Below are 23,254 nucleotides of genomic sequence, written 5' to 3'. Positions count from 1 at the left end.
CGACCGGCGGCGCTCCGGCCGTGCCGGTGGGGAGCCTCCCGACCGACGACGTGGACTGGAGCGCCCTGCGGGACGCCGCCACGGCCGCGATGCGGCACGCCTACGTGCCGTACTCGTCGTTCCCGGTGGGGGCCGCTGCGCTCACCGACGACGGTCGGATCGTCTCCGGCTGCAACGTCGAGAACGCGTCCTACGGCGTGACGCTCTGCGCCGAGTGCTCGCTCGTGTCGCAGCTGCACATGACCGGCGGCGGCAAGCTCGTGGCCTTCACGTGCGTCGACGGCGACGGGGCGACCCTGATGCCGTGCGGGCGCTGCCGCCAGCTGCTGTTCGAGCACTCGTCCGAGGGCATGCTGCTCGAGACGGTCTCGGGCATCCGCACCATGGACGAGGTCCTGCCGGACGCCTTCGGACCGCGCACCCTCGCCACCTACCAGCAGGAGCACTGACATGGCCGTCGAGCCGTTCGACACCGTCGACCTCATCCGCACCAAGCGCTCCGGCGGAGTCCTGAGCACCGCCGAGGTCGACTGGCTCGTCGACGCCTACACGCGCGGGTACGTCGAGGACCCGCAGATGGCGGCGATGGCGATGGCGATCTTCCTGAACGGGATGGAACGGCGGGAGATCAAGGACCTCACGCTCGCGATGATCGCGTCGGGGGAGCGGATGTCGTTCGGCTCGCTCGGCAAGACGACCGTCGACAAGCACTCCACCGGCGGGGTCGGCGACAAGATCACGCTGCCGCTCGCGCCGTTGGTCGCCTCGTTCGGGGTCGCCGTGCCGCAGCTGTCCGGCCGCGGTCTCGGCCACACCGGCGGCACGCTCGACAAGCTCGAGTCGATCCCGGGGTGGCAGGCGTCCATCTCGAACGACCGCATGATGCAGGTGCTGCAGGACGTCGGCGCGGTCATCTGCGCGGCGGGTTCCGGCCTGGCCCCCGCGGACAAGAAGCTCTACGCCCTGCGCGACATCACCGGCACGGTGGAGTGCATCCCGCTCATCGCGTCGAGCATCATGTCGAAGAAGATCGCCGAGGGCACCGGCGCACTCGTGCTCGACGTGAAGTTCGGGTCCGGCGCGTTCATGCCGACCTACGAGGCGTCCCGGGAGCTCGCGCAGACCATGGTCGACCTCGGCAACGACGCCGGGGTCGCGACCTCGGCACTGCTGACCGACATGGAGGTCCCGCTCGGGCTGACGATCGGCAACGCGCTCGAGGTACGGGAGTCGGTTTCGGTCCTCGAGGGCGGCGGGCCCGCCGACGTCGTCGCGCTGACCGTGGCGCTGGCGACCGAGATGCTCACGCTCGCCGGCCTGCCCGACGCCGACCCGGCCGCGGCACTGGCCGACGGCCGCGCGATGGACACCTGGCGCCGGATGATCGAGGCACAGGGCGGTGACCCGTCCGCCGCACTGCCGGTCGCCCGGGAGCAGCACGTCGTCACCGCGCCGTCGTCCGGGGTGCTCGTGCAGCAGGACGCGCTGCCGTTCGGCGTGTCCGCCTGGCGCCTCGGTGCCGGTCGTGCCCGCGCGCAGGACCCGGTGCAGGCGGGCGCCGGCATCGAGCTGCACGTCAAGCCGGGCGACACCGTGACCGAGGGCCAGCCCCTCTGGACGCTGCACACCGACGAGCCGGCGCGGTTCGACCGGGCGCTCGATTCGCTCGAGGGGGCCTGGGCGATCGGCGCTCCCGACGCCGTGGTCGAGCGCGGTCCGATCGTGCGGGAGCGCATCACGGGCTGACGTCCGGGGCGGGGCACGGGCGCGCGTTGCTCGTGCGTTGCGTGGTTCGTGCTCGCGTCTGCGTTGCGCGCCCCCGTACGGGCATCGCGCCCCGACACACCGGGGCGCGATGCCCGTACGCGGGCGCGGACCGTCAGCTGGCGTGGCCGGCGCTCGCACGTGCACACGTACCGCCACCGGGCGGGGCCGACGCGCGTCGTCGGGCCGGGGGAGCCTCCCGCCCGCCTCGCGGTGTGTCGTGCACAGGTGCCTGCGCGTCGTCGGTGACCACCGATAGCCTGGTGCGCATGAGCGCCGACGCCCCGACCTACCGCCTGCCCGACGCCGGAGCGGTCATCAACGACCTGCCGAAGGTCTCGCTGCACGACCACCTGGACGGTGGGCTGCGTCCCGCGACGATCGTGGAGCTCGCGGCCGAGGCCGGTGTGACGCTCCCGACCACCGACCCGGCGGAGCTCGGCCAGTGGTTCGCCGACCAGTCGAACTCCGGGTCGCTCGTCGAGTACCTGAAGACGTTCGACGTCACCACGTCGGTCATGCAGACGGCGCCGCAGCTGCACCGCGTCGCGAAGGAGTTCGTCGAGGACCTCGTCGCCGACGGCGTCGTGTACGGCGAGATCCGCTGGGCCCCGGAGCAGCACCTGCAGGGCGGGCTCACGCTCGACCAGGCGGTGGAGGCCGTGCAGGCCGGCATCGAGGAAGCCGTCGACGCCGCCGGTGGGCGCATCCGCGTCGGCCAGCTCGTCACGGCGATGCGCCACGCGGACCGGTCGCTCGAGATCGCGGAGCTCGCCGTGCGACACCGTGATGCCGGGGTTGTCGGGTTCGACATCGCCGGGGCCGAGGCCGGGTTCCCGCCCGCGAACCACCGGGCCGCGTTCGAGTACCTGGCGTCCGAGCTGTTCCCCGTCACCGTGCACGCCGGCGAGGCCGACGGGCTCGCCTCGATCCGCTCCGCGCTGGTCGACGGTCGGGCGCTCCGCCTCGGGCACGGCGTGCGCATCTTCGAGGACGTCGCCCTCTCCGACGCCGGTGACGGCTCGACCCTCGCCAGCCTGGGCGAGGTCGCGTCGTGGGTGCGGGACCGCGAGATCCCGCTCGAGGTCGCGCCGTCGTCGAACCTGCAGACCGGGGCCATCGCCGCGTGGGGTGACGACCTGGCAGACCACCCCTTCGACGTGCTCTACCAGCTCGGGTTCCGTGTCACGGTGAACACTGACAACCGCTTGATGAGCGGGACCTCGCTGTCGCGGGAGCTCGCGCTGCTCGCCGGCACCTTCGGCTACGACCTCGACGACCTGGCAGCGTTCCAGATCAACGCGGCGCTCGGGTCCTTCCTGCCGCTCGAGGACCGCGAGGAGATCATCGCCACCATCACGGCCGGGTACCAGGAGGCCTGACGCATGCCACTCCCACCGCTGCCGGACACCGCCGTCCTCCTCGGAGCGGACGCGCCCACGTGGCGTGACGCGATGCGGCTGGTCGGCGGAGCGCTCGTCGCGTCCGGCGCCACCACCGACGACTACACCGACGCCATGATCGGCATGGTCGAGGAGCACGGGCCGTACATCGTCATCTCGCCCGGGCTGGCGTTCGCGCACGCCCGGCCCGGCGGTGCGGTCCTGCGCGACGGCCTGGCGATCGTGACCCTCGCGTCCCCGGTGGCGTTCGGGCACCCGCACAACGACCCCGTGCGCGTGGTGCTCGGACTCGCGGTGGCCGAGGTCGGCACGCACCTGGAGTCCATCGGCGAGATCGCGAACCTGTTCGACGACGCGACGGTGACCGGGCGGATCGCGGCGGCGACCACGGCGGACGAGGTCCGGGCGATCACGGGGGTCTCCGCGTGAAGATCGTGACGATCTGCGGCGCGGGCATCGGCGCGAGCGGGATCCTCAAGGTGAACGCCGAGAAGGCGCTCGTCGCCCTCGGGCTCTCGGCAGAGGTGGTGGCGGCCGACGTCGCCTCGGTCCGTGACGTCTCCGACGACGCGAACGTGATCCTGACGAGTCAGGAGTTCGTCGAGGCGATCGGGGACACCTACGCCGAGGTCATCGTCATCCGGAACCACTTCGACCAGGGCGAGATCACGGCCGCCGTCGACCGGGCGCTCGGCGAGCACTGAGGCGGGTCGCGCGCGTCGCACGGTGCGTCGGCTGTGCGCTCTAGCATGGGGACATGAGCACCGAGAACCCGCTGAACGACCCCGCTGCCGACCCGTTCGAGGTCGCGCGGGACGCCGCCGCCGTCATCGCGTCGAAGTCCGGGATCGACCGGCACGACATCGCCCTGACCCTCGGGTCGGGCTGGGGGAAGGCCGCCGACATCATCGGCGAGACCGTGTCCGAGATCCCCGCGGACCAGGTCCCCGGCTTCAGCGCCTCGGCTGTGCCCGGGCACTCCGGCACGATCCGGTCGATCCGGCTGCCCGACGGTCGGCACGCGCTCGTCATCGGCGCCCGCACGCACTACTACGAGGGCCACGGCGTCCGTCGTGTCGTGCACAGCGTCCGCACCGCCGCGGCGACCGGCGCGACGGTCATGGTCCTGACGAACGGTGCCGGTGGCATCAAGGAGCACTGGACGCCCGGCACCCCCGTGCTCATCAGCGACCACATCAACCTGACGGCGGACAGCCCGCTCGAGGGCGCGACCTTCATCGACCTGACCGACCTGTACTCGGCCCGACTGCGCGCCGTGGCGAAGTCCGTCGACCCGTCGCTCGACGAGGGCGTCTACACGCAGTTCCGCGGGCCGCACTACGAGACCCCGGCCGAGGTCCAGATGGCCAAGACCATCGGCGGGCACATCGTCGGCATGTCCACCGCGCTCGAGGCGATCGCCGCCCGGCAGGCGGGCATGGAGGTGCTCGGCTTCTCGCTCATCACGAACCTCGCCGCGGGCATCCAGACGACGCCGCTGTCGCACACCGAGGTCCTCGAGGCCGGCAAGCAGGCCGAGCCGGTGATCGCGGACCTGCTGGCCCGCGTGGTGGCGGCGCTGTGACCCGCCACGAGGGCGCGTCCGACGGCGCGATCGCGGACGGCGACCTGGGCGACGGCGGCGCTGCGCAGGACGCCAGCGCAGCGTACGACGCCGGCACGGCGCAGGACGCCGGTCTGGAGGCGCTGTTCGCCGCCGCCAGGTCCTGGTCGGCCCAGGATCCCGACGACGAGACCCGTGCCGAGCTCGACGCGCTCGTCACCGCCGCCTCGGGCGCGTCCGCCTCGGGCGCGTCCGCCGAGTCGGCGGACGCGGTCGCCTCGTTGCGCGAGCGCTTCTCCGGCCGTCTGACCTTCGGCACCGCCGGCCTCCGCGCCGAGCTCGGCGCCGGACCACAGCGGATGAACCGCGTCGTCGTGACGCAGGCAGCCGCCGGGCTGGCCCGCTTCCTCATCGACACCGGGCGCGCGCGCAGCGTCGTGATCGGCTACGACGGCCGGGTCAACTCGGACGTCTTCGCGCGGGACTCCGCCGAGGTCATGCGCGGCCTCGGGCTCGAGGTCACGCTGCTGCCCTCGGCCCTGCCGACGCCCGTGCTCGCGTTCGCTGTCCGGCACCTCGACGTCGGTGCCGGGGTCATGGTCACCGCGAGCCACAACCCGCCGCGGGACAACGGCTACAAGGTCTACCTCGGCCAGGACGACGACGGATCGCAGATCGTGCCGCCGGTCGACGGCGAGATCGCCGCGGCGATCGACGCCGTCGCCGCCGGCGACGTGCACGACCTCGTCCGCGCGACGGACTACACGGTGGCGGGGTCCGACCTGGTCGAGGCGTACGTGGCCGCGACGGCCGCGACGGTGCCGGCCCCGGGCCTCCCGGTCGACGACCAGCCGACCGTCGTCTACACGGCCATGCACGGCGTGGGGTGGGAGACGGCACGCGCGGTCTTCGCCGCAGCCGGCTTCGCGGAGCCGGCCGTCGTGCCGGAGCAGATCGAACCGGACGGGGCGTTCCCGACGGTGTCGTTCCCGAACCCGGAGGAGCCGGGCGCCATGGACCTGGCGATCGCCCGCGGGCTCGAGGTCGGCGCGGACCTGGTGATCGCGAACGACCCCGACGCCGACCGGCTCGCGCTCGCGATCCCGGTCGTCGCCGACGCGGGGGCTCCCGGCTACCGTCGGCTGTCCGGCAACGAGGTCGGCTGGCTGCTCGGGTGGCGTGCCGCCGCACGGGCCGCCGCCGCGGGGACGACCGGTACGCTCGCCGCGTCGATCGTCTCGTCGCCCGCCCTGGCCCGTGTCGCCGCCCGGCACGGCCTGGAGTACCGCGACACCCTGACCGGCTTCAAGTGGGTCTCACGGGTACCCGGGCTGCTGTTCGGCTACGAGGAAGCACTCGGCTACCTGGTCGACCCGACGGTCGTCCGCGACAAGGACGGCATCTCCGCCGCGCTCGAACTGCTGTCCCTGGCCGACGAGCTCGCGGCGTCGGGCTCGTCGATCGCGGGCCAGCTCGAGGCCTTCGCCGCCGAGTTCGGGGCCTTCGCTTCGGGCCAGGTCGCGACCCGCGTGGACGACCTGTCGCGCATCGGCGAGGTCATGGCGGCACTGCGTTCCACGCCGCCGACGTCGCTCGGTGGGTTGACCGTGCAGAACGTGACCGACTACGTGGACGGCGCCGACGGCTTCCCGCCCTCGGACATCCTGCGCTACGACCTGGCCGGTGACGCCCGGGTCATCGTGCGGCCGAGCGGCACCGAGCCCAAGGTGAAGGTCTACATCGACACCGTCGCCGACACCCCGACCGAGGCCCGGCGCCTGGTCGACGCCCTCGCCGAGTCCGTGCGCCCCCTGGTGTCCTAGGGGCGCGCTGCGCGGGCCGCCGGTCCGCTGGCGCTCCGCCGGCGGTCCGCCGGCGCAGCGCCGCTCATTCGCGCCGCTGGTCCGCGCCCCCGGCGCTGCAACCGCTCGCACAACCAAAGTGTCTCCGAACCGCGACAACACGCGGCTCGGAGGCACTTTGGTTGTGCCCAGGTGTGCGACGCCGGCCCCTCCACAGGGGCTCCGTCGCGCGCGGTCTCCACAGGGAGGCGCCCGGGCGGCCAGGGTAGACACTCACTGCGACACCGTGTGGACATGGCACGACTCACGATCATCCGCGGTGGCTCGGCGGACACGAGCGGACGGACAGGACGAGCGCAACGGAAGGACGCCGACACCGGTCGCCTCGTCCGGCTGGTACCGGGGCGCTTCGTCGACGCCGACGAGTGGCGCCGGGCGACGCCGGGAGAACGACACATCGCGCGGATCAAAGCCGTGCACGACGGCATCGCCGAGCGGCTCGTCGTCTCCCACGCTTCGGCGGCTGCGCTCCACGGGCTGCCCTGGCGGGGCGAGTTCCCGGACGTGGTCGAGGTGATCGACCCGCTCCGGAGCACCTCCCAGTCGCTCACCCACGTCCGCAAGCGTCCGGGGAAGGGGCGCGAGCTCCGGACCCAGGTCATGGTCGCGAACGGACGACGGTTGACCGACCTGGTCACGACAGCCGTCGACGTGGCGATCTCACACGACCTCCGCCTCGCGGTTCCCGCCCTCGACGTCGCCCTGCAGCGTGGCGTCAGCGACCAGGCGCTCCGTGACGAACTCGAACGTCGGACCGCGGCGCACGGACGGCATCGAGCAGCCGTCGCGCTCGACCTGGCCGGTCCGGCGACCGGTTCACCGGGGGAGTCCGTCGCGAGGGTCGCTCTGGACGAGGTCGGCGCTCCTCGGCCGGTCCTGCAGCGAGCGTTCCACGACGCCGCCGGGTTCATCGGACGGGTCGACTTCTGGTTCCCGGAGCAGGGTGTGGTCCTGGAGTTCGACGGGCGCGCGAAGTACGGCGACCCCGCGCTCCGAGCAGCGGGGCGTTCAGCAGCCGACGTCGTGGCGGACGAGAAACGGCGGGAGGACCGGCTCCGTCGGCACGGAGATGTCCGCGGCTTCGGGCGGTTCGGCTGGCCCGAGGCGAACGACGCCGAGGCCCTGCGCGCTGTCCTGCACGCCGTCGGGGTCCCGACGGACGTCCGCGCGTTCCACCACATCCGGTGAGCGGGTGCGCTCGAGTGTCGACCGCACAACCAAAGTCACCTCGAACCAGACCATTGGGCGGTTCGAGGTGACTTTGGTTGTGCGAAGCGCGTTCGCGCCGGGGGAGCGGGAGGCGACGGGCCGGACAGACCCGGCCGCGTACGCGACCCACGCGCACCCGCGCCTACGCGAGCTCGAGCAGGACGTGGCCGGAGGAGATCGTCTGGCCGACCGGGGCGTTCAGGCCGGTCACGACGCCGTCCTTGTGCGCCTGCACGGGCTGCTCCATCTTCATGGCCTCGAGCACGACGAGCAGGTCGCCCTTCACCACGGTGTCACCCTCGGCGACGGCGAGCTTGACGACGGTGGCCTGCATCGGCGATGCGACGGCTCCGCCCGACTTCGCCATGCCCCCGCGCACCGCCGACGAGCGGCGCTTCTGGGGAGCGGAGGGACCGGCCGGACGACGACCCGCGGCGCCGACGGACCCGCCGCCGACGATCGACGGCATGGTGACCTCGATGCGCTTGCCCTGCACCTCGACCACGACGGTGTCGCGCGAGGTCGGCGCCGGCAGTTCCTCGGGGGAGCCGCTCCACGCCGGGATGTCGTTGACGAAGTCGGTCTCGATCCACTGCGTGTAGATGCTGAACGGCTCGTCGTCGGGGGTGGCGAACGCCGGGTCCGACACGACCGCACGGTGGAACGGCAGCACGGTCGGCAGGCCGGTGACCTCGAACTCGGCGAGTGCCCGGCGCGAACGTTCCAGGGCCTCGGAGCGCGTGGCACCGGTGACGACGAGCTTCGCGAGCATCGAGTCGAACGAACCGGACACGACGTCGCCGGAGACGACACCCGAGTCGACACGGACGCCGGGGCCGGACGGCGCGTTGAACGCGTGCACGGGGCCGGGCGCGGGGAAGAAGTTGCGGCCCGGGTCCTCGCCGTTGATGCGGAACTCGAAGGAGTGCCCGCGCGGCTCCGGGTCGGAGTAGTCGAGCACGCCACCCTCGGCGATGCGGAACTGCTCACGCACGAGGTCGATGCCGGTGACCTCCTCCGAGACGCAGTGCTCGACCTGCAGACGGGTGTTCACCTCGAGGAACGACACGGTGCCGTCGGCTCCGATGAGGAACTCGCACGTGCCGGCGCCGACGTAGCCGACCTCGCGCAGGATCGCCTTCGACGACTCGTACAGGCGCTCCTGCTGCGCGTCGGACAGGTACGGCGCGGGCGCCTCCTCGACGAGCTTCTGGTGTCGACGCTGCAGCGAGCAGTCGCGCGTCGAGACGACGACCACGTTGCCGTGCTCGTCGGCGAGGCACTGGGTCTCGACGTGGCGCGGCTTGTCCAGGTACTTCTCGACGAAGCACTCGCCGCGACCGAAGGCGGCGATCGCTTCGCGCGTCGCCGACTCGAACTGCGCGGCGACCTCGTCGCGCGTGCGAGCGACCTTCAGGCCACGCCCGCCGCCGCCGAACGCCGCCTTGATGGCGACCGGGAGCCCGACCTCGTCGGCGAACGCGATGACCTCTGCCGCGTCCGAGACGGGCTCGATCGTGCCGGGGGCGAGGGGGGCGCCGACCTTCTCGGCGACGTGCCGCGCGGAGACCTTGTCGCCGAGGCGCTCGATCGACTCCGGCGAGGGGCCGATCCAGACGAGCCCGGCGTCGATGACGGCACGGGCGAAGTCGGCGTTCTCGGCGAGGAACCCGTAGCCCGGGTGCACGGCGTCCGCGCCGGAGCGGCGGGCGACCGAGATGATCTTGTCGATGACGAGGTAGGTGTCGGCGCTCGTGCTGCCGTTCAGCGCGTAGGCCTCGTCAGCGAGGCGGGCGTGGAGGGCGTCACGGTCCTGGTCGGCGTAGACGGCGACCGATGCCTTGCCTGCGTCGCGGGCCGCGCGGATGATGCGGACGGCGATCTCGCCGCGGTTCGCGATGAGGACCTTGCTGATACGGGGCATGGTAAGTCAGCGTATTCGCGCCGCGGGAGCGGGAATTGACCGGCATCCACAAAGAACTGTGTCCAACAGGTGCGGATGTCTACAGTGCGCGCGTCTGGTGTCCCCAGAGGTCGTGCCACGCGATGCCGAAGCCCCGGAGGAGCATCGTCCGGAGCATCGGGAGTGACATCCCGATCACCGCGGACGGTGCGCCGTCGATGCGCGTGATGTAGGCCGCGGCCCGCCCGTCGATGGTGAAGGCCCCCGCGACCTCGAGGGGCTCGCCCGTCGCGACGTACGCGTCGATCTCGTCGACGGACACGTCGTCGGCGAAGGTCAGCACCGCGCTGTCGACCGCGACCACGCGGTCGCCGTCGACGACGATGGCCGACCCGCCGGGCGCGACGTCGGCGAGCGACCCAGCCAGCCCCAGCGGCCCGCCGCCCGGCGCGTCCACCGGTCGGACGGGAGGCGCGGGGCGGGCCGCAGCCGCGCCTCCCGTCCGATCCGTGGCCGGGTCCACGTCCCGGCGCCGGTCAACAACGCAGTGCCCGCTCCACAGCGTGCCGCCGCCGGCGGCGAGCATCCGTCGCCAGCGCTCGCGGGCGACCACCGGGTCGTGCGGCTTGCCGTACAGCTGCCCGTCGACCTCGAACGCGGAGTCGCCGCCGAACACCACGCCGTCCACGGGAGCGCCGGCGACCGCCGAGTCCGCGACGGCCGACGCCTTGGCGACGGCGAGCAGCGAGACGAGCTCCGGGCCGGTCAGGGCGCGGCCGAGGGACGCGGCCGCGGCGGCGCCGACGGCGTCCTCGTCCACCCCGGGCGCGACGAGCACGGGTTCGATCCCGGACTGGGCCAGGAGTGCACGGCGGGCGGGGGATGTACTCGCGAGGTACAGACGCATGGGACCATCTCACCATGGGTGAATCCGTCGGCACGCTGCTCGAACTCGACGTCACCGGGATCGCCCACGGCGGCATCTCGGTGGCACGGCACGAAGGGCGGGTGGTGTTCGTCTCGGACGCGATCCCCGGTGAGCGCGTCGTCGCCCGGGTGACCGAGGACCGCAAGAAGTCCTTCTGGCGCGCCGACACGGTCAGCGTCGTCACGCCGAGCGAGCACCGCGTGGACCACGTCTGGGCCGAGGCCGCGCTCGACCGCGACCCCGAGACGCGCCCGGGTGGCGCCGAGTTCGGGCACATCGCCCTGCCGCACCAGCGCACGCTCAAGCACGACGTCCTCGTCGACTCGTTCGCGCGGTTCGCGCGCGTCGACCTCACCGAGGTGCTCGGACACGACGTCGTCGTCGAGCCCGCTCCCGGTGACGACGCGGCGAACGGCCTCGGCTGGCGCACCCGCGTCCGCCTGCACGTCGACGAGCAGGGCACCGCCGGTCCGTTCGCGGCCCGCTCGCACTCGGTCATCCCGGTCACCGGCCTGCCGCTCGCGACCGCGGTCGTGCAGCAGAGCGCCCCGCTCGGCCGGGGCGCGGTGCCCGGGTCGTCGGTGATCGACGTCCTCGCGCCGAGCGGCTCCGAGGGGGCGCGGCTCGTCATCGACGACCAGAAGCCCACCGTCGTCACCGAGGTCGTGGGGGAGCGGACGTTCCAGGTCGACGACAACGGCTTCTGGCAGGTGCACCGGGCGGCGGCCTCCGTGCTGACCGAGGCCGTGCAGGACCTGGTCGACCGCGACCGGCTCGACCCCGAGGGCACGCACCTGGACCTGTACGGCGGCGTCGGCCTGCTCGCCGCGGCGCTCGGCGACCTGGTCGGCCCGAAGGCGCGCATCACGAGCGTCGAGAGCGCCGGCCGCGCGACCGAGCACGCGCAGGAGAACCTGTCCGAGTGGATCGGTGCGCGCGCCGAGACCGGACGGGTCGACCGCTGGCTGACGAACACGGTGGCGAACGCCTCGCGGGCCGAGAAGGACCGCTTCCGGGCCGGCACGATCGTCCTCGACCCGCCGCGCGCCGGTGCCGGTCGTGACGTGGTCGTGCAGATCGCGGCGCTGCAGCCGGAGCAGGTCGTCTACGTGGCGTGCGACCCGGTCGCGCTCGCCCGCGACGTCGCCACCTTCGCCGACCTCGGGTACCGGCTCGAGGCGCTGCGGGCGTTCGACCTGTTCCCGCACACGCACCACATGGAGGCCGTCGCGCGCCTGGTGCCCGCGCGCTGACCGCACGCGGCCCCGTCGGCGCACGCCCGACGGGGCCGTCGTGTCGACGTGTCCGCGCTTCGGTGGACCGGCCCGTGCGCAGCCGTGTCCGCTCTTCGGTGGACCCGTCTGCGCGCCGTGGCCGAGAACCCCCGCACCTGAGTCCGGGCTGGGTATCCTGAGTCGTTGATGGCACACCGGTTTCAGGGGCCGGCGTCGCACATCGGAACGAGAGGCCACTGTGGCAGCAGGAACGACAACCACCAGCACCGAGACGTCCGGGGCGGCCGCGAGGCCCGTCCGGGTCGCGATCGTCGACGACCACGAGTCCGTCCGACTCGGGATCCAGGCGGCGTGCCAGAACGAGGGGTTCGAGGTGGTGCTCACCGCCGCCAGCGTCCCCGAGTACGTCCAGCACCTCGACGGGCGTGAGGTCGACGTCGTCGTCCTCGACCTGTCCCTCGGTGACGGCTCGACCGTGACCGAGAACGTCAAGGGCGTCCAGGGCACCGGATCCGCGGTGCTCGTGCACTCGATCGCCGACCGCGTCGCCAACGTCCGCGAGGCGCTCGCAGCAGGGGCTGCCGGCGTCATCCCGAAGTCCTCCGCCACCAAGACCGTGATGGCGGCGGTCGCGACCGTCGCCCGCGGTGACGTCCTCAACAACCTCGAGTGGGCGAGCGCCATCGACGCCGACCGTGACTTCGCCAAGGCGCAGCTCGGCCGACGCGAGCGCGAGATCCTGCACCTGTACGCATCGGGGCTGCCGCTCAAGCTCGCCGCTCAGCAGCTCGGCATCGGCTACTCCACCGCCCGCGAGTACCTCGACCGCATCCGGGTCAAGTACGTCGAGGTCGGTCGCCCGGCGCCGACGAAGGTCGACCTGCTGCGTCGTGCGGTCGAGGACGGCATCCTGCCCGGGCTCGACTCGGGCATCGACCCCGACGGCGACGGTCGCTGACACGGATGGCGACCGCGGCTGAGTCGGTGCGGACGGCCGTCGAGCCGACCCCGTTCGGCGCCGACCCCGCGCGGAGCGTCCGCACCTCGATCACGCAGGCCTCGGTCGAGCGCGCCTTCGCGATCCTCCTCGCGATGGCCGCGGTCGGCCTCGGCATCGTCGACGCCCCGGCGGTGCTGCAGCAGCTGCCGCACCTGCACCCGTTCTGGGGGCCGGTCGTGGCGCTCGCGCTCGCGGCGTCGTTCGTGCTCGTCGGCGTCTCGGCGTTCGTGCAGCGGATCGCCCAGCTCGCGCAGATCGTGTGCGCGCTGCTCTTCCTCGTCGCGCTCGTGACCTGGCCGGTGACGGTGCAGGACGCGATCCCGGACACGCAGCAGCCGTGGCCGTGGTGGTTCTGCACCGTCGGCTGCACCGCTGCGGCGATGGGCTTCGCGGCGTGGCGTGCGACGGTCTACACCGCGCTCGTGCCCGCCGTGTACGTGGTCGTCCGGCTCAGCCCGGTCGGCGGCGACGTCGGGCTCGTGCGGGCGCTGCTGGACGGGGTGTACACGGCGCTGCTCAGCGGCGCGGTGCTCGTCATCGCGGTGGTCCTGCGGCGGGCGGCCACGGCGGTCGACACCGCGCAGGCCACCGCGGTCCGCCGGTACTCGCTCGCCATCCGCGAGCACGCCACCGAGGTCGAGCGCGTGCAGGTCGACGCCATCGTGCACGACAGCGTCCTCACCACGCTGCTCTCCGCCGCGCGGGCGGACACGCTCGAGGCGAAGACGCTGGCGGCGCGGATGGCCCGGAACGCGATCGACCACCTCGAGGCCGCGGCGTCGGACGGCCCCGGTGACCGGACCCCGGTCTCCCTCGCGGAGCTCCGGACCCGGATCGGCGACGCCGTCGGCGCACTGACCGCACCGGTCCGGCTCGTCCCGGCCCCGGACGGACCGGCACGGCTGCCCGCGGCCGTCGCCGACGCGCTGGCCTCGGCGGCGCTGCAGGCCGCCGTGAACAGCGTCCAGCACGCGGGCGGCCCCGACGTCACCCGGTGGGTGCGCGTCGAGCAGCAGGACGACGGCGTGCTCGTCGAGGTGGGTGACGACGGCCGCGGCTTCGACGTGTCCGCGATCCCCGCCGAGCGGCTGGGCGTCCGACGCTCCATCGTCGAGCGCGTCGCGACCGTCGGTGGCGAGGCGCAGGTCCGCACCGCACCCGGCGAGGGCACCCGCGTGGTGCTGACCTGGACCCCGACGACGGAGACGAGCGCGTGAAGGTCTCGCTGCCGGCCAGCATCGCCGTCGGACTCGCGTCGCTGTTCTCCGTCTACCACCTGGTGCTCGCCGTCGCGACGCTGCCGCGCGTGGACCAGGTCGCCCCGATCGTCGCGTGCATGGTGCTCTACGCGGCGGCGACCGGTCTCGCGCTGTTCGTGCCCGGTCGGGTCGTCCCGGTGTGGACCGCCTGCTTCGCGCTCGCGACCGCGGTGGTGATGCCGGTGATCGCCGCTCCGGTCGTCGAGACCGGTACCGGCCCCGGCTCCTCCACGTGGTGGATCGCCGCGGTCGGCACGCTCATGGTGGTGCTCGTCGTGCGCGGGCGCGGGCTGTTCGCCTGGGCGGGCGTGCTGTTCCTCGCCGTCTACACGGTCGCCTGGGCCGGGCTCGGCGCGCTCGGTGAACTCGGTGTGCTCGGCAGCGTCGCCTGGGTCGCCATCGCCACGGTCTTCGCGGCGGCGATGAGTCGCGCCATCCGGAACACCCGCGAACTCGTGCGTGCCGAGCAGGAGACCGCCGACTGGCAGGCCGCCCAGGACGCGCACGTGTTCGAGCGCCAGTTCCGCCTGAGCCAGACGACGCGGATGGCCCTGCCGATGCTGCAGCGGATCATCGACTCGTGCGGCGACCTCGACGAGGCCGACCGTGCCGAGTGCCTGCACCTGGAACAGGCCATCCGCGACGAGATCCGCGGCCGTTCGCTGCTGTCGGACGACGTCCGCGACGAGGTAATGCGCCTGCGTCGTCGGGGCGCCACCGTGCAGCTGCACGACGACGGCGGGCTCGACGAACTCGACGCACCGGACATCCGCCGGATCCACGCCCACGTCGCCGATGCCCTCCGGCAGGCCCGGGACGCCGACAACGTGATCGTGCGGACCGTCGCCGAGGGGTCCGACTCGGCCGTGACCGTCGTGGGCCTGCGGCTGGACGGCGCTGCGAGCGAGTCCGCCGCCCTCGGGGCGGGGCTGGACGACGACGACGGCGACGAGGACGACTCGGTCGCGCTCTGGCTCGAGATCCCGCGGCACGAGCCCGCCTGACGCCCGTGCCGCGCGCGGCGCGGCGGGGGACGGACGGGAGGCGCGTGGCGGCGTCCCCACGGGCCTCCCGGCCGCCGCGTGGTCGCGTCGGGCTGGCGCGCGCGTGCCGGGGCGACGATGTCGATGTCGTGCGACAGCGACGGTGTCGTCCGGCGTCTGCACCCGCCGGGGGACGGACGGGAGGCACGTGGCGGCGTCCCCACGGGCCTCCCGGCCGCCGCGTGGTCGCGTCGGGCTGGCGCGCGCCTGCCGGGGCGACCATGTCGGTGTCGCACGACGTCGACACCGTCGTGCGGGTGGCACGCGCCTGCCGGGACGACGATGTCGGTGTCGTACGACGTCGACACCGTCGTGCGACGTCGAGGCCGGAACCCGAGCCGGAACCCGCACCGCGGGCCGACCACACCCCGGAAACGGGGGAACGGGCCGGTCGATGCGACCGGCCCGTTCACGACCCGAGGCTGAGCGGCAACCCGAATGTCGCCCTGCCTCGCTCCGGACGGTGGCGTCGTACCCTAGTCGGCCACCGACCTGCGATGTCTTCTGTCGAAGGACACCGAACACCAACAACTATGCCGAGGCACGTGTGGCGTGTCAGTCGTCATTATGGGGGACAATCCTGGCAGTTCCGCTGGGGACGCGCAGTTCTTGGCCCCCCGTTCAGGGGGATACCGACCGGGATGTGCCCGCTGCACCCACCCGGGACGTCGTCCGGGCAGGGGTACATCAGCGCAGCGAGCGGCCCCAGGCTCCCGGCCCGTGCTCGAGCGGGCGACGCACGCCGCGCGCCGATGCGTCCCAGCCGGCGCGTGGCTGGTCGACGACCTCGGCGCGTCCGGCAGCGGCGGCCTCGTCGGCCTGGCGCTGCAGCACGGCGACGACGGCCGCGAGCTCCTCGGGCGTCGGCTCGCCGGAGACGACCCGGACGTCGGCCACCGCGGTCGGCTCGTCGGCCGGCACGGGGGCGGCGTGGCGACCCATCAGCGGCCGCCCGTCGGTGCGTGTCCGGTCACAGCGGGATGTTCCCGTGCTTCTTCGGCGGCAGCGAGGCGCGCTTGCCCCGCAGGGAGCGGAGCGACTTGATCACGGCCACGCGGGTGGCGTGCGGCTGGATGATGCCGTCGAGCTCACCGCGCTCGGCCGCCAGGTACGGCGACGCGACGTTGTACGTGTACTCGTTCGCGAGCTTCGTCCGGACCGCGGCGACGTCCTCGCCGGACTCCTCGGCGCGCTTGATCTCGGCGCGGTACAGGATGTTCACGGCGCCCTGGCCGCCCATGACCGCGATCTCGGCGGTCGGCCAGGCCAGGTTGATGTCGGCACCGAGCTGCTTCGAGCCCATCACGATGTACGCGCCGCCGTAGGCCTTGCGGGTGATGACGGTGACGAGCGGCACGGTGGCCTCGGCGTAGGCGTAGAGCAGCTTCGCGCCACGGCGGATGACCCCGGTCCACTCCTGGTCGGTGCCGGGCAGGTAGCCGGGCACGTCGACGAGGGTCAGGATCGGGATGCCGAAGGCGTCGCAGAACCGCACGAAGCGCGCGGCCTTCTCGCCGGCGTCGATGTTCAGCGTGCCGGCCATCGCCTGCGGCTGGTTCGCGATGATGCCGACCGTGCGGCCCTCGACCCGACCGAACCCGATCAGGATGTTCGGCGCGAACAGCGGCTGGACCTCGAGGAACTCGCCGTCGTCGACGATGTGCTCGATGATCGTGGTGACGTCGTAGGGCTGGTTCGTCGAGTCCGGGATCACGACGTCGAGCTCGTGGTCGGCGTCGGTGGTCTCGAGCTCGGGTGCGACGTCGTACGCGGGCGGGTCGGACAGGTTGTTGTCCGGCAGGAACCCGATGAGCGAGCGCGCGTAGTCGAGCGCGTCGGTCTCGTCCTCGGCCAGGTAGTGGGCCACGCCGGAGACCGCGTTGTGGGTCTGGGCGCCGCCGAGCTCCTCGAAGCCGACGTCCTCGCCGGTGACGGTCTTGATGACGTCGGGGCCGGTGACGAACATGTGGCTGGTCTTGTCGACCATGATCACGAAGTCGGTCAGGGCGGGGGAGTACACCGCGCCGCCGGCCGCCGGGCCCATGACGATGGAGAGCTGCGGGATGACGCCGGAGGCCTGGGTGTTCAGGCGGAAGATCTCGCCGTACTTGCCCAGCGCGACCACGCCCTCCTGGATGCGGGCGCCGCCCGAGTCGAGGATGCCGATGATCGGCACGCCCGTCTTCAGCGCGTGCTGCATGACCTTGATGATCTTCTCGCCGGCGACCTCGCCGAGGGACCCGCCGAACACGGTGAAGTCCTGCGCGTACACGGCGACGTTCCGACCGTGGATCGTGCCCACGCCGGTGACGACCGCGTCGCCGTAGGGCCGCTTGGCGTCCATGCCGAACGACGTGGTGCGGTGCCGCACGAACTCGTCGAACTCCACGAAGGAGTTCTCGTCGAGCAGCTGCTCGATGCGTTCGCGCGCGGTGCCCTTGCCCTTCGCGTGCTGCTTGGCGATCGCGGATTCGCCCGCGGCGGTCACGGCCTCGTGGTACCGGTCGCGGAGGTCGGCCAGGCGGCCGGCCGTCGTCGACAGATCGGGGGTGTCTCCTGAAGTCACCCGCTCACCCTACCGGCGGGCACGACGGGGCCGGTTGGAGGACCCCCACGGTTCCTGCCCGTACATTTGCGTGCATGTCCACATCCCCGTCGCCGTCGTTCCCCGCCACCAGCGCAGCGGTCGCGGCGGCGGGCGCGACGATCACCACCCCGGCCGAGACGGGCTCGACGAACGCCGACCTGCTCGCCGTGGCCCCCGGGCAGGAGCACGGCAGTGTCATCGCGACCCTGCACCAGACCGCCGGGCGGGGCCGCCTCGACCGCACCTGGACCGCCCCGAGCGGGCAGGCCCTCGCCGCGAGCGTGCTCGTCCGCGCCGACCTGGACGACCGGGACCGCGGCTGGCTGCCCCTGGTCGCCGGCGCTGCGATGCGCGACGCGGTCGTGACGGTGCTGCCCGACGGCACCGACGTCACCGTGAAGTGGCCGAACGACGTGCAGGTCGCCGGCGACAAGGTGTGCGGCATCCTGTGCCAGGTCGCCGCCGACGGCAGCGTCGTGGTCGGCGCCGGCGTGAACCTCACCATCCCCGCCGACCGACTGCCCACCCCGACGTCCACCTCGCTGCTGCTCGCCGGCGCAGCCGACGACGCACCCGCCCTGGCCGACGCGGTGCTGTCGGTCTTCCACGCCGCCGTCCTGGAGGCCGTGGCCGGCCTGGCCGCTGGTGGTCCCGCCGCCGAGACGGTCCGGTCCCACGTCCGGACGGCGTGCGGCACGATCGGTCGCCGCATCCGGCTCGAACTCCCCGACGGCACCGTCGAGGAGGCCGACGCCACCGGGATCGACGACGCCGGTCGCATCACGATCCGGGACCGAGCGGGCAGCACCAGGGGCGTCGCGGTGGGGGACGTCACCCACCTGCGGTATGCATGACGGCATGACCGAGCCCCCGCCCGAACGCGTCGTCGCACGGCTGCGGCCGCACGCGCGTCGGCTGGTGCGGCCGGCGGTCTTCGTCGTGCTCGTCACCGCGGCCGGCGGCTTCGGCTTCGGGGTGTTCCGGGCGCAGCTCGCCTGGTTGAACGCCGTCGTCGCGCTCGTCGTCGTGGTGCTCGTCGTGCTCGGCGGGGCGGTCCCGCTGTTCCGGTGGATGTCCGAGCGCTACGTCGTCACGACCCGGCGCCTGGTCGTGGTGCACGGCCTCGGCACCCGGACCCGGCGCGAGCTCCTGCACTCCCGGGGGTACGACGTCACGGTGCGACGCCGTGGCCTGCAGGGACTGTTCCGCTCCGGCGACGTGCTCGTGTTCCCCGGCGACGACCCGGCCGTGGTGCTCGCCGACGTGGCGCACGCCGACCTCGTGGTGGCCGTGCTGCACGACCTGGTCGAGGCGTACGAGGCCCGACGCCGACACCGCGAGCCCGACTGGGACGAGATCGTGGGCGGCCCGGACCGCCCGCCGTGGGGCGACGTGCGGGCCTGACGACGGCCGCCGCGACACCCCCTGCGGGGGCCGTCGTGAGACTTCGGCGAGAAACCGGTACCGTCGTCCCGTGCGTATCTCTGTCATCGGCTGCGGCTACCTCGGTGCCGTGCACGCCGCCTCCATGGCCAAACTCGGACACGAGGTCGTCGCTGTGGACGTCGACCCTGCCAAGATCGAGCGGCTCGCCGCGGGCGAGGCCCCCTTCTTCGAGCCCGGGCTGCCCGAGATCCTGACCGAGGCCCTGGAGTCCGGTCGGATCCGCTTCACCACCGACATGGCCGAGGTGGCCGGGTCCCGCGTGCACTTCCTCGCCGTCGGCACCCCGCAGGGGCCCACCGGTGCCGCGGACCTGACCTACGTGGACGCCGCCGTCGCCGCGCTCACCCCGCACCTGTCCGCCGGCGAGTTCGTCGTCGGCAAGTCGACCGTGCCCGTCGGTACCGCCGCACGTCTGGCCGCCGAGGTCAGCGAGGCCGTCCCCGGTGCCACGCTCGTCTGGAACCCCGAGTTCCTGCGCGAGGGCTTCGCCGTGCAGGACACCATCGCGCCCGACCGCTTCGTCTACGGCGTCCCGGACGGCGACGCCGGCGAGCAGGCCGTCGCGGTGCTCGACGAGGTCTACGCGGAGGCACTCGCCACCGGCACGCCCCGGCTCGTGGTCAACCTGCCCACCGCCGAGCTCGTGAAGATCAGCGCGAACGCGTTCCTCGCCACGAAGATCTCGTTCATCAACTCGATGGCCGAGATCGCCGAGGTCGCCGGTGCCGACGTCACCGCGCTCGCCGACGCGATCGGCCACGACGCCCGCATCGGCCGCCGGTTCCTGAACGCCGGGCTCGGCTTCGGCGGCGGCTGCCTGCCGAAGGACATCCGCGCCTTCCAGGCCCGCGCGAACGAGCTGGGCGTGGGGGAGTCCCTGGCGTTCCTGGCCGACGTCGACGCCACGAACCTGCGGCGCCGCGCGCACGTGGTCGAGCTGGCGCAGGAGCTGCTCGACGGCGTCGTCAGCGGCAAGCGCGTCGCGGTGCTCGGCCTGGCCTTCAAGCCGAACTCCGACGACGTCCGCGACTCGCCGGCCCTCGACATCGCGGCCCGTCTGCACGAGCTCGGTGCCGTGGTGTCGGCGTACGACCCCGAGGCCGTCGTGACCGCGCGCCGCGTGCACCCGGAGCTCGACTACGTCGAGAGCGCCGCCGAGGCACTGGGCGGCGCCGAGCTGGTGCTCGTGCTCACCGAGTGGACCGAGTTCCGCGAGCTCGACGCAGCGGCGGCCGCCGCACTCGTGGCGTCGCCGGTCGTCATCGACGGTCGCAACTGCCTGGATCGCGACGCCTGGACGGCCGCCGGCTTCACGTACCGGGGCATGGGGCGCTGACCCCGACGGTGGCGGACCGACCCGGACAGCGGCTGCTCGACAGCCTCCGCGACCTCGGCGGCATCCGGGGTCGGTCGTGGGCGACCCCGGTCGTCCTCGCCGCCACGCTCTTCCTGCTCGTCGCGGCGGTCGCACGGATCGCCTCGACGGAGCCGCTGAGCAGCACCGACGAGTCCGCCCACGTGGACTACGCGCTCCGGGTGTGGCACGGCCAGCTGCCCGTGCTGCTGGACGGCGTCCGCTTCCGGCCCGGCTTCGGTCACACCCCGCCGGTGCAGTGGGTGGCGCAGCACCCGCCGCTCTACTACGTCCTGCTCGCGCCGCTCGTCGGGCCGCTCGTCGACTCCGGGCACCCGGTGCAGGCGGTCGTCGCCGCGCGGCTGGTGAACGCGGTCGTCGTCGCGGGCATCGTGCCCGCCGCGGCGTGGGCGGCCTCGCGCTGCTTCCCCGAGGCACGCCGGCTGCCCGCGACCGTGGCGGTCGTGTCCGCGTTCACCGCCGTCCTCGTCGTGCAGGCCGGCGTCGTGTACAACGACTCCCTCGCGGCGCTGCTCGGTGCCCTGGCCTGCGGCGTCGCCGGAGCCGCGTTGCGGACCGGGGTCGGTCCGCGCCTGCTCGTCGGCGGAGCACTCGTCGCCGCGGCCGGCATGACGACGCGCCTGTCGTTCGCCCTGTGGCTCGTCGCGATCGCGGTCGCCTTCCTGCTGGCCCGGACGGTGCGGGTCGGTCGGCTCCACGGGGTGTGGGCACGCCTGCTCGTCGCCCTCGTGCCGGTGGTCGCGGCCGCCGCGGCCTCCGGGTGGTTCTGGATCCGCAACTCGATCGTCGCCGGTTCGTTCAGCGGTCGTCCGAAGCCGTGGCCGGGGTGGGTGCCCCGTCCCCACTTCACCGACGGCGAGGTCGTCACGATGCCGTCGTTCTGGAAGCAGCTGTTCGCCCTGTACCGCGGGGCGCTCGACCTGCGCGACCCCGTGCCGTGGACCCTGTTCCTGGTGCCGCTGCTGCTCGCGGTGGTGTTCGCCCTGGTGCTCGTCGGCCGTGGCGTCGTCCGGCGTCGGTCCGGAGCGGCCCCGGTCGAGCCGGTCGGACCGTCCGAGGCCTGGCCGCGGGCGCTCGTCGTCGCGATGCTCGCCACGGTCACCGTGCTGTTCGTCCTCGTCGAGATCCGCTACATGGCGGGCGGCGGTGCGCCGATCAACCGGTACACGCTGACCGTCTGGGTCCCGCTCGCGCTGGCGATCGCCGCCGGGCTCCGGGTGTCGCGGTACGCCGCCGTCGTGCTCGTGCCGGCGTGGGTGCTCCTGGCACTCGTGCCGATGTCGACCCTGCTGCACCCCGAGGGGGCGACGCTGGTCCCGCACGCGGCGACCCTGGTGCTCGGCGCGACGGTCGTGGCCGGACTGCTGACGCTCGTGACGCTCGTGCTGTTCGTGCTCGGCGAGGTCCGCGCGATCCGCCGCAGCGACGTCGAGCCGGCGGCGGACCCCGCCGAGGATCAGCCGATCGCTGCGCGCAGCACCGAGCGGTAGCGCGCGCCGATCCGCTCGGTGGAGAACTCCGCCGCCGAGACGACGGCCTGTTCCTGGTAGCGCGTCCGTGCCGCGTCGTCGGTGAGCACCCGCCGGAGCGCCGCACGGAGCGCCGGGACGTCACCCGGGGGCACGAGCACGCCGGACACGTCGTCCTGCACGACGTCGCGGATGCCGGGCAGGTCGCTCGCCACGATGGCGGCACCGACCGCGGCGGCCTCGAGCAGGGTGACCGGCAGGCCCTCCTGGTCGCCGTTCGCCGCGGGGATCGACGGCACCGCGACGACCGTGGCCGACGCGAGCGTCTCGAGCACCTCGGTGCGACCGCGCTGCCCCAGGAAGGTCACCGGCAGACCGGACGCCTGCTGTTCCAGCTGGGCGCGGTACGGGCCGTCCCCGACCACCGTCAGCCGCCACGGCACGTCGTCGCCGAGTCCGCGCAGCGCCTCGATCAGGTTGCCGAAGCCCTTCTTCTCGACCAGGCGGCCCACGGCCACCACGTGGTGCTCCTGCGCGGGCACGCGGGAGCGGGTGTCGCGCGCGGGGCCCAGGTCGACGCCCATCGGGATCACCGTCGACCGCGACTCGGGCACGCCCCACTCCGTCAGGCGTTCGCGCATCTCGGAGTTGACGGTGGTGACGTGGGCGGACCGCCCGAAGACCCATCGCTTGAGCCGCACGAGCGGTGCGGCTCGGAGGGCGTAGATGTCGCCGCCGTGCGTGGTGACCACGATCGGCACCCCGGGGGCGGCGAGCGTGGCGACCAGGGCCTGCGGGATCGCCCAGTGTGCGTGGATGACGTCCGGTCGGGCGGAGCGGACAACGCGTCGGACGGCCAGGTACTGCGCGAGGACGAGCGCCGGCACCTGCACGATGCGGGAGCGCTTCTCCTTGAGGTTGTCGAGGATCGCGCCGTCGGCCAGGTCCTCGAACGCCTTCGGGAAGTACGGGAACCGCCGGACGCCGACCTCGCCGATGCGCTCCGTGGTGGCGCCGCCCGGCACACGCGGGGTCAGCACCATCGTGTCGAACTCGGTCGCCTCCTGGTGGGCGAGGTCGAGCACGAACGCGGGCACACCGTCGTCCGGACGGGCCGGGAAGGTCGATCCGAGCACCAGCAGGCGGGGCCGGGGAGCGTGGGGACGGGCGGAGCGGGTGCTGCGGGACATCGTGCCTTTCCGGGGCT

At 73.2% G+C, this 23,254-nt stretch carries 21 protein-coding genes; 16 read left to right on the top strand and 5 right to left on the bottom strand.

What is annotated here, in order from left to right:
- Positions 1-26: 26 nt before the first annotated feature.
- The 8 genes from LEL83_RS07350 (at position 27) to LEL83_RS07315 (ending at position 7,781) form a co-directional block, all read left to right on the top strand.
- Positions 27-449 (top strand): cytidine deaminase, encoded by a 423-nt coding sequence (locus tag LEL83_RS07350; protein WP_225558344.1) that lies wholly within the window; start codon positions 27-29, stop codon positions 447-449.
- A gap of 1 nt (position 450) precedes the next feature.
- Positions 451-1,746 (top strand): thymidine phosphorylase, encoded by a 1,296-nt coding sequence (locus tag LEL83_RS07345; RefSeq protein WP_225558315.1) that lies wholly within the window; start codon positions 451-453, stop codon positions 1,744-1,746.
- A 287-nt stretch (positions 1,747-2,033) separates the two neighbouring features.
- Complete coding sequence (locus tag LEL83_RS07340; RefSeq protein WP_225558314.1) at positions 2,034-3,146, top strand: adenosine deaminase; 1,113 nt, start codon at positions 2,034-2,036, stop codon at positions 3,144-3,146.
- Between the two features lie 3 nt (positions 3,147-3,149).
- Positions 3,150-3,596: a PTS sugar transporter subunit IIA gene (locus LEL83_RS07335; protein ID WP_198656290.1), complete on the top strand. Its 447-nt coding sequence runs from the start codon at positions 3,150-3,152 to the stop codon at positions 3,594-3,596.
- A complete protein-coding gene (locus LEL83_RS07330; RefSeq protein ID WP_198656289.1) occupies positions 3,593-3,871 on the top strand; it encodes a PTS sugar transporter subunit IIB in 279 nt (92 codons plus the stop codon). The genes LEL83_RS07335 and LEL83_RS07330 overlap by 4 nt, the downstream gene beginning before the upstream one ends.
- A 53-nt stretch (positions 3,872-3,924) precedes the next feature.
- Positions 3,925-4,752 (top strand): purine-nucleoside phosphorylase, encoded by an 828-nt coding sequence (locus LEL83_RS07325; protein WP_198656288.1) that lies wholly within the window; start codon positions 3,925-3,927, stop codon positions 4,750-4,752.
- A gap of 113 nt (positions 4,753-4,865) precedes the next feature.
- Positions 4,866-6,554, top strand: a complete 1,689-nt coding sequence (locus tag LEL83_RS07320; protein WP_225558343.1) for a phospho-sugar mutase — start codon at positions 4,866-4,868, stop codon at positions 6,552-6,554.
- Positions 6,555-6,827: 273 nt separating this feature from the next.
- Positions 6,828-7,781: a hypothetical protein gene (locus LEL83_RS07315; RefSeq protein WP_225558313.1), complete on the top strand. Its 954-nt coding sequence runs from the start codon at positions 6,828-6,830 to the stop codon at positions 7,779-7,781.
- Positions 7,782-7,944: 163 nt separating this feature from the next.
- On the opposite strand, the gene LEL83_RS07310 is transcribed toward LEL83_RS07315, so the two are convergent.
- Together LEL83_RS07310 and LEL83_RS07305 are read right to left on the bottom strand one after the other, a co-directional pair.
- On the bottom strand, positions 7,945-9,726 hold the full coding sequence (locus LEL83_RS07310) for an acetyl/propionyl/methylcrotonyl-CoA carboxylase subunit alpha (protein ID WP_225558312.1): 1,782 nt from the start codon (positions 9,724-9,726) through the stop codon (positions 7,945-7,947).
- A gap of 79 nt (positions 9,727-9,805) precedes the next feature.
- Complete coding sequence (locus LEL83_RS07305) at positions 9,806-10,612, bottom strand: Maf family protein (protein ID WP_225558311.1); 807 nt, start codon at positions 10,610-10,612, stop codon at positions 9,806-9,808.
- A gap of 14 nt (positions 10,613-10,626) precedes the next feature.
- Here LEL83_RS07305 and LEL83_RS07300 point away from each other — a divergent pair, with 14 nt between their 5' ends.
- The 4 genes from LEL83_RS07300 to LEL83_RS07285 all read left to right on the top strand — a co-directional run bounded on the left by LEL83_RS07300 (position 10,627) and on the right by LEL83_RS07285 (position 15,131).
- Positions 10,627-11,886 carry a class I SAM-dependent RNA methyltransferase gene (locus tag LEL83_RS07300; protein ID WP_225558310.1) on the top strand — a complete coding sequence of 420 codons (1,260 nt, stop codon included), beginning with the start codon at positions 10,627-10,629 and terminating at the stop codon, positions 11,884-11,886.
- Between the two features lie 220 nt (positions 11,887-12,106).
- Positions 12,107-12,826, top strand: coding sequence for a response regulator transcription factor (locus LEL83_RS07295; protein ID WP_198656283.1), 720 nt, complete (start codon positions 12,107-12,109; stop codon positions 12,824-12,826).
- A gap of 5 nt (positions 12,827-12,831) precedes the next feature.
- The gene (locus LEL83_RS07290) at positions 12,832-14,085 is read left to right on the top strand and encodes a sensor histidine kinase (RefSeq protein WP_225558309.1); all 1,254 of its coding nucleotides are present in this window, start codon (positions 12,832-12,834) and stop codon (positions 14,083-14,085) included.
- Positions 14,082-15,131 (top strand): DUF8320 family protein, encoded by a 1,050-nt coding sequence (locus LEL83_RS07285; protein ID WP_198656281.1) that lies wholly within the window; start codon positions 14,082-14,084, stop codon positions 15,129-15,131. Before LEL83_RS07290 ends, LEL83_RS07285 begins: the two co-directional genes overlap by 4 nt.
- 726 nt (positions 15,132-15,857) lie before the next feature.
- Here LEL83_RS07285 and LEL83_RS07280 read toward each other — a convergent pair.
- Complete coding sequence (locus LEL83_RS07280) at positions 15,858-16,112, bottom strand: acyl-CoA carboxylase subunit epsilon (RefSeq protein WP_198656280.1); 255 nt, start codon at positions 16,110-16,112, stop codon at positions 15,858-15,860.
- Between the two features lie 28 nt (positions 16,113-16,140).
- Entirely contained in the window at positions 16,141-17,736 is a 1,596-nt protein-coding gene (locus tag LEL83_RS07275; protein WP_198656279.1) for an acyl-CoA carboxylase subunit beta, read from the bottom strand.
- A 74-nt stretch (positions 17,737-17,810) separates the two neighbouring features.
- Here LEL83_RS07275 and LEL83_RS07270 point away from each other — a divergent pair, with 74 nt between their 5' ends.
- The 4 genes from LEL83_RS07270 (at position 17,811) to LEL83_RS07255 (ending at position 22,068) form a co-directional block, all read left to right on the top strand.
- Positions 17,811-18,611, top strand: a complete 801-nt coding sequence (locus tag LEL83_RS07270; protein ID WP_225558308.1) for a biotin--[acetyl-CoA-carboxylase] ligase — start codon at positions 17,811-17,813, stop codon at positions 18,609-18,611.
- A 4-nt stretch (positions 18,612-18,615) separates the two neighbouring features.
- Positions 18,616-19,161 carry a PH domain-containing protein gene (locus tag LEL83_RS07265; protein ID WP_198656277.1) on the top strand — a complete coding sequence of 182 codons (546 nt, stop codon included), beginning with the start codon at positions 18,616-18,618 and terminating at the stop codon, positions 19,159-19,161.
- Between the two features lie 70 nt (positions 19,162-19,231).
- Entirely contained in the window at positions 19,232-20,539 is a 1,308-nt protein-coding gene (locus LEL83_RS07260) for a UDP-glucose dehydrogenase family protein (protein WP_225558307.1), read from the top strand.
- Between the two features lie 8 nt (positions 20,540-20,547).
- Positions 20,548-22,068, top strand: a complete 1,521-nt coding sequence (locus LEL83_RS07255; RefSeq protein ID WP_225558306.1) for a hypothetical protein — start codon at positions 20,548-20,550, stop codon at positions 22,066-22,068.
- Here LEL83_RS07255 and LEL83_RS07250 read toward each other — a convergent pair.
- A complete protein-coding gene (locus LEL83_RS07250) occupies positions 22,035-23,237 on the bottom strand; it encodes a glycosyltransferase (RefSeq protein ID WP_198656274.1) in 1,203 nt (400 codons plus the stop codon). The genes LEL83_RS07255 and LEL83_RS07250 overlap by 34 nt on opposite strands.
- Positions 23,238-23,254: the final 17 nt, after the last annotated feature.

The organism is Curtobacterium oceanosedimentum (assembly GCF_020297365.1).
GTDB lineage: Bacteria > Actinomycetota > Actinomycetes > Actinomycetales > Microbacteriaceae > Curtobacterium.
This window is presented reverse-complemented; position numbering and strand designations above follow the sequence as displayed.

Excerpts from the sequence above, each read along its gene's own strand:
- LEL83_RS07280 (WP_198656280.1), bottom strand. The coding sequence starts at position 16,112 with ATGGGTCGCCACGCCGCCCCCGTGCCGGCCGACGAGCCGACCGCGGTG.
- LEL83_RS07335 (WP_198656290.1), top strand. The coding sequence starts at position 3,150 with ATGCCACTCCCACCGCTGCCGGACACCGCCGTCCTCCTCGGAGCGGAC.
- LEL83_RS07340 (WP_225558314.1), top strand. The coding sequence starts at position 2,034 with ATGAGCGCCGACGCCCCGACCTACCGCCTGCCCGACGCCGGAGCGGTC.
- LEL83_RS07250 (WP_198656274.1), bottom strand. The coding sequence starts at position 23,237 with ATGTCCCGCAGCACCCGCTCCGCCCGTCCCCACGCTCCCCGGCCCCGC.
- LEL83_RS07315 (WP_225558313.1), top strand. The coding sequence starts at position 6,828 with ATGGCACGACTCACGATCATCCGCGGTGGCTCGGCGGACACGAGCGGA.
- LEL83_RS07270 (WP_225558308.1), top strand. The coding sequence starts at position 17,811 with ATGTCCACATCCCCGTCGCCGTCGTTCCCCGCCACCAGCGCAGCGGTC.
- LEL83_RS07310 (WP_225558312.1), bottom strand. The coding sequence starts at position 9,726 with ATGCCCCGTATCAGCAAGGTCCTCATCGCGAACCGCGGCGAGATCGCC.
- LEL83_RS07290 (WP_225558309.1), top strand. The coding sequence starts at position 12,832 with ATGGCGACCGCGGCTGAGTCGGTGCGGACGGCCGTCGAGCCGACCCCG.
- LEL83_RS07325 (WP_198656288.1), top strand. The coding sequence starts at position 3,925 with ATGAGCACCGAGAACCCGCTGAACGACCCCGCTGCCGACCCGTTCGAG.
- LEL83_RS07345 (WP_225558315.1), top strand. The coding sequence starts at position 451 with ATGGCCGTCGAGCCGTTCGACACCGTCGACCTCATCCGCACCAAGCGC.
- LEL83_RS07300 (WP_225558310.1), top strand. The coding sequence starts at position 10,627 with ATGGGTGAATCCGTCGGCACGCTGCTCGAACTCGACGTCACCGGGATC.
- LEL83_RS07265 (WP_198656277.1), top strand. The coding sequence starts at position 18,616 with ATGACCGAGCCCCCGCCCGAACGCGTCGTCGCACGGCTGCGGCCGCAC.
- LEL83_RS07305 (WP_225558311.1), bottom strand. The coding sequence starts at position 10,612 with ATGCGTCTGTACCTCGCGAGTACATCCCCCGCCCGCCGTGCACTCCTG.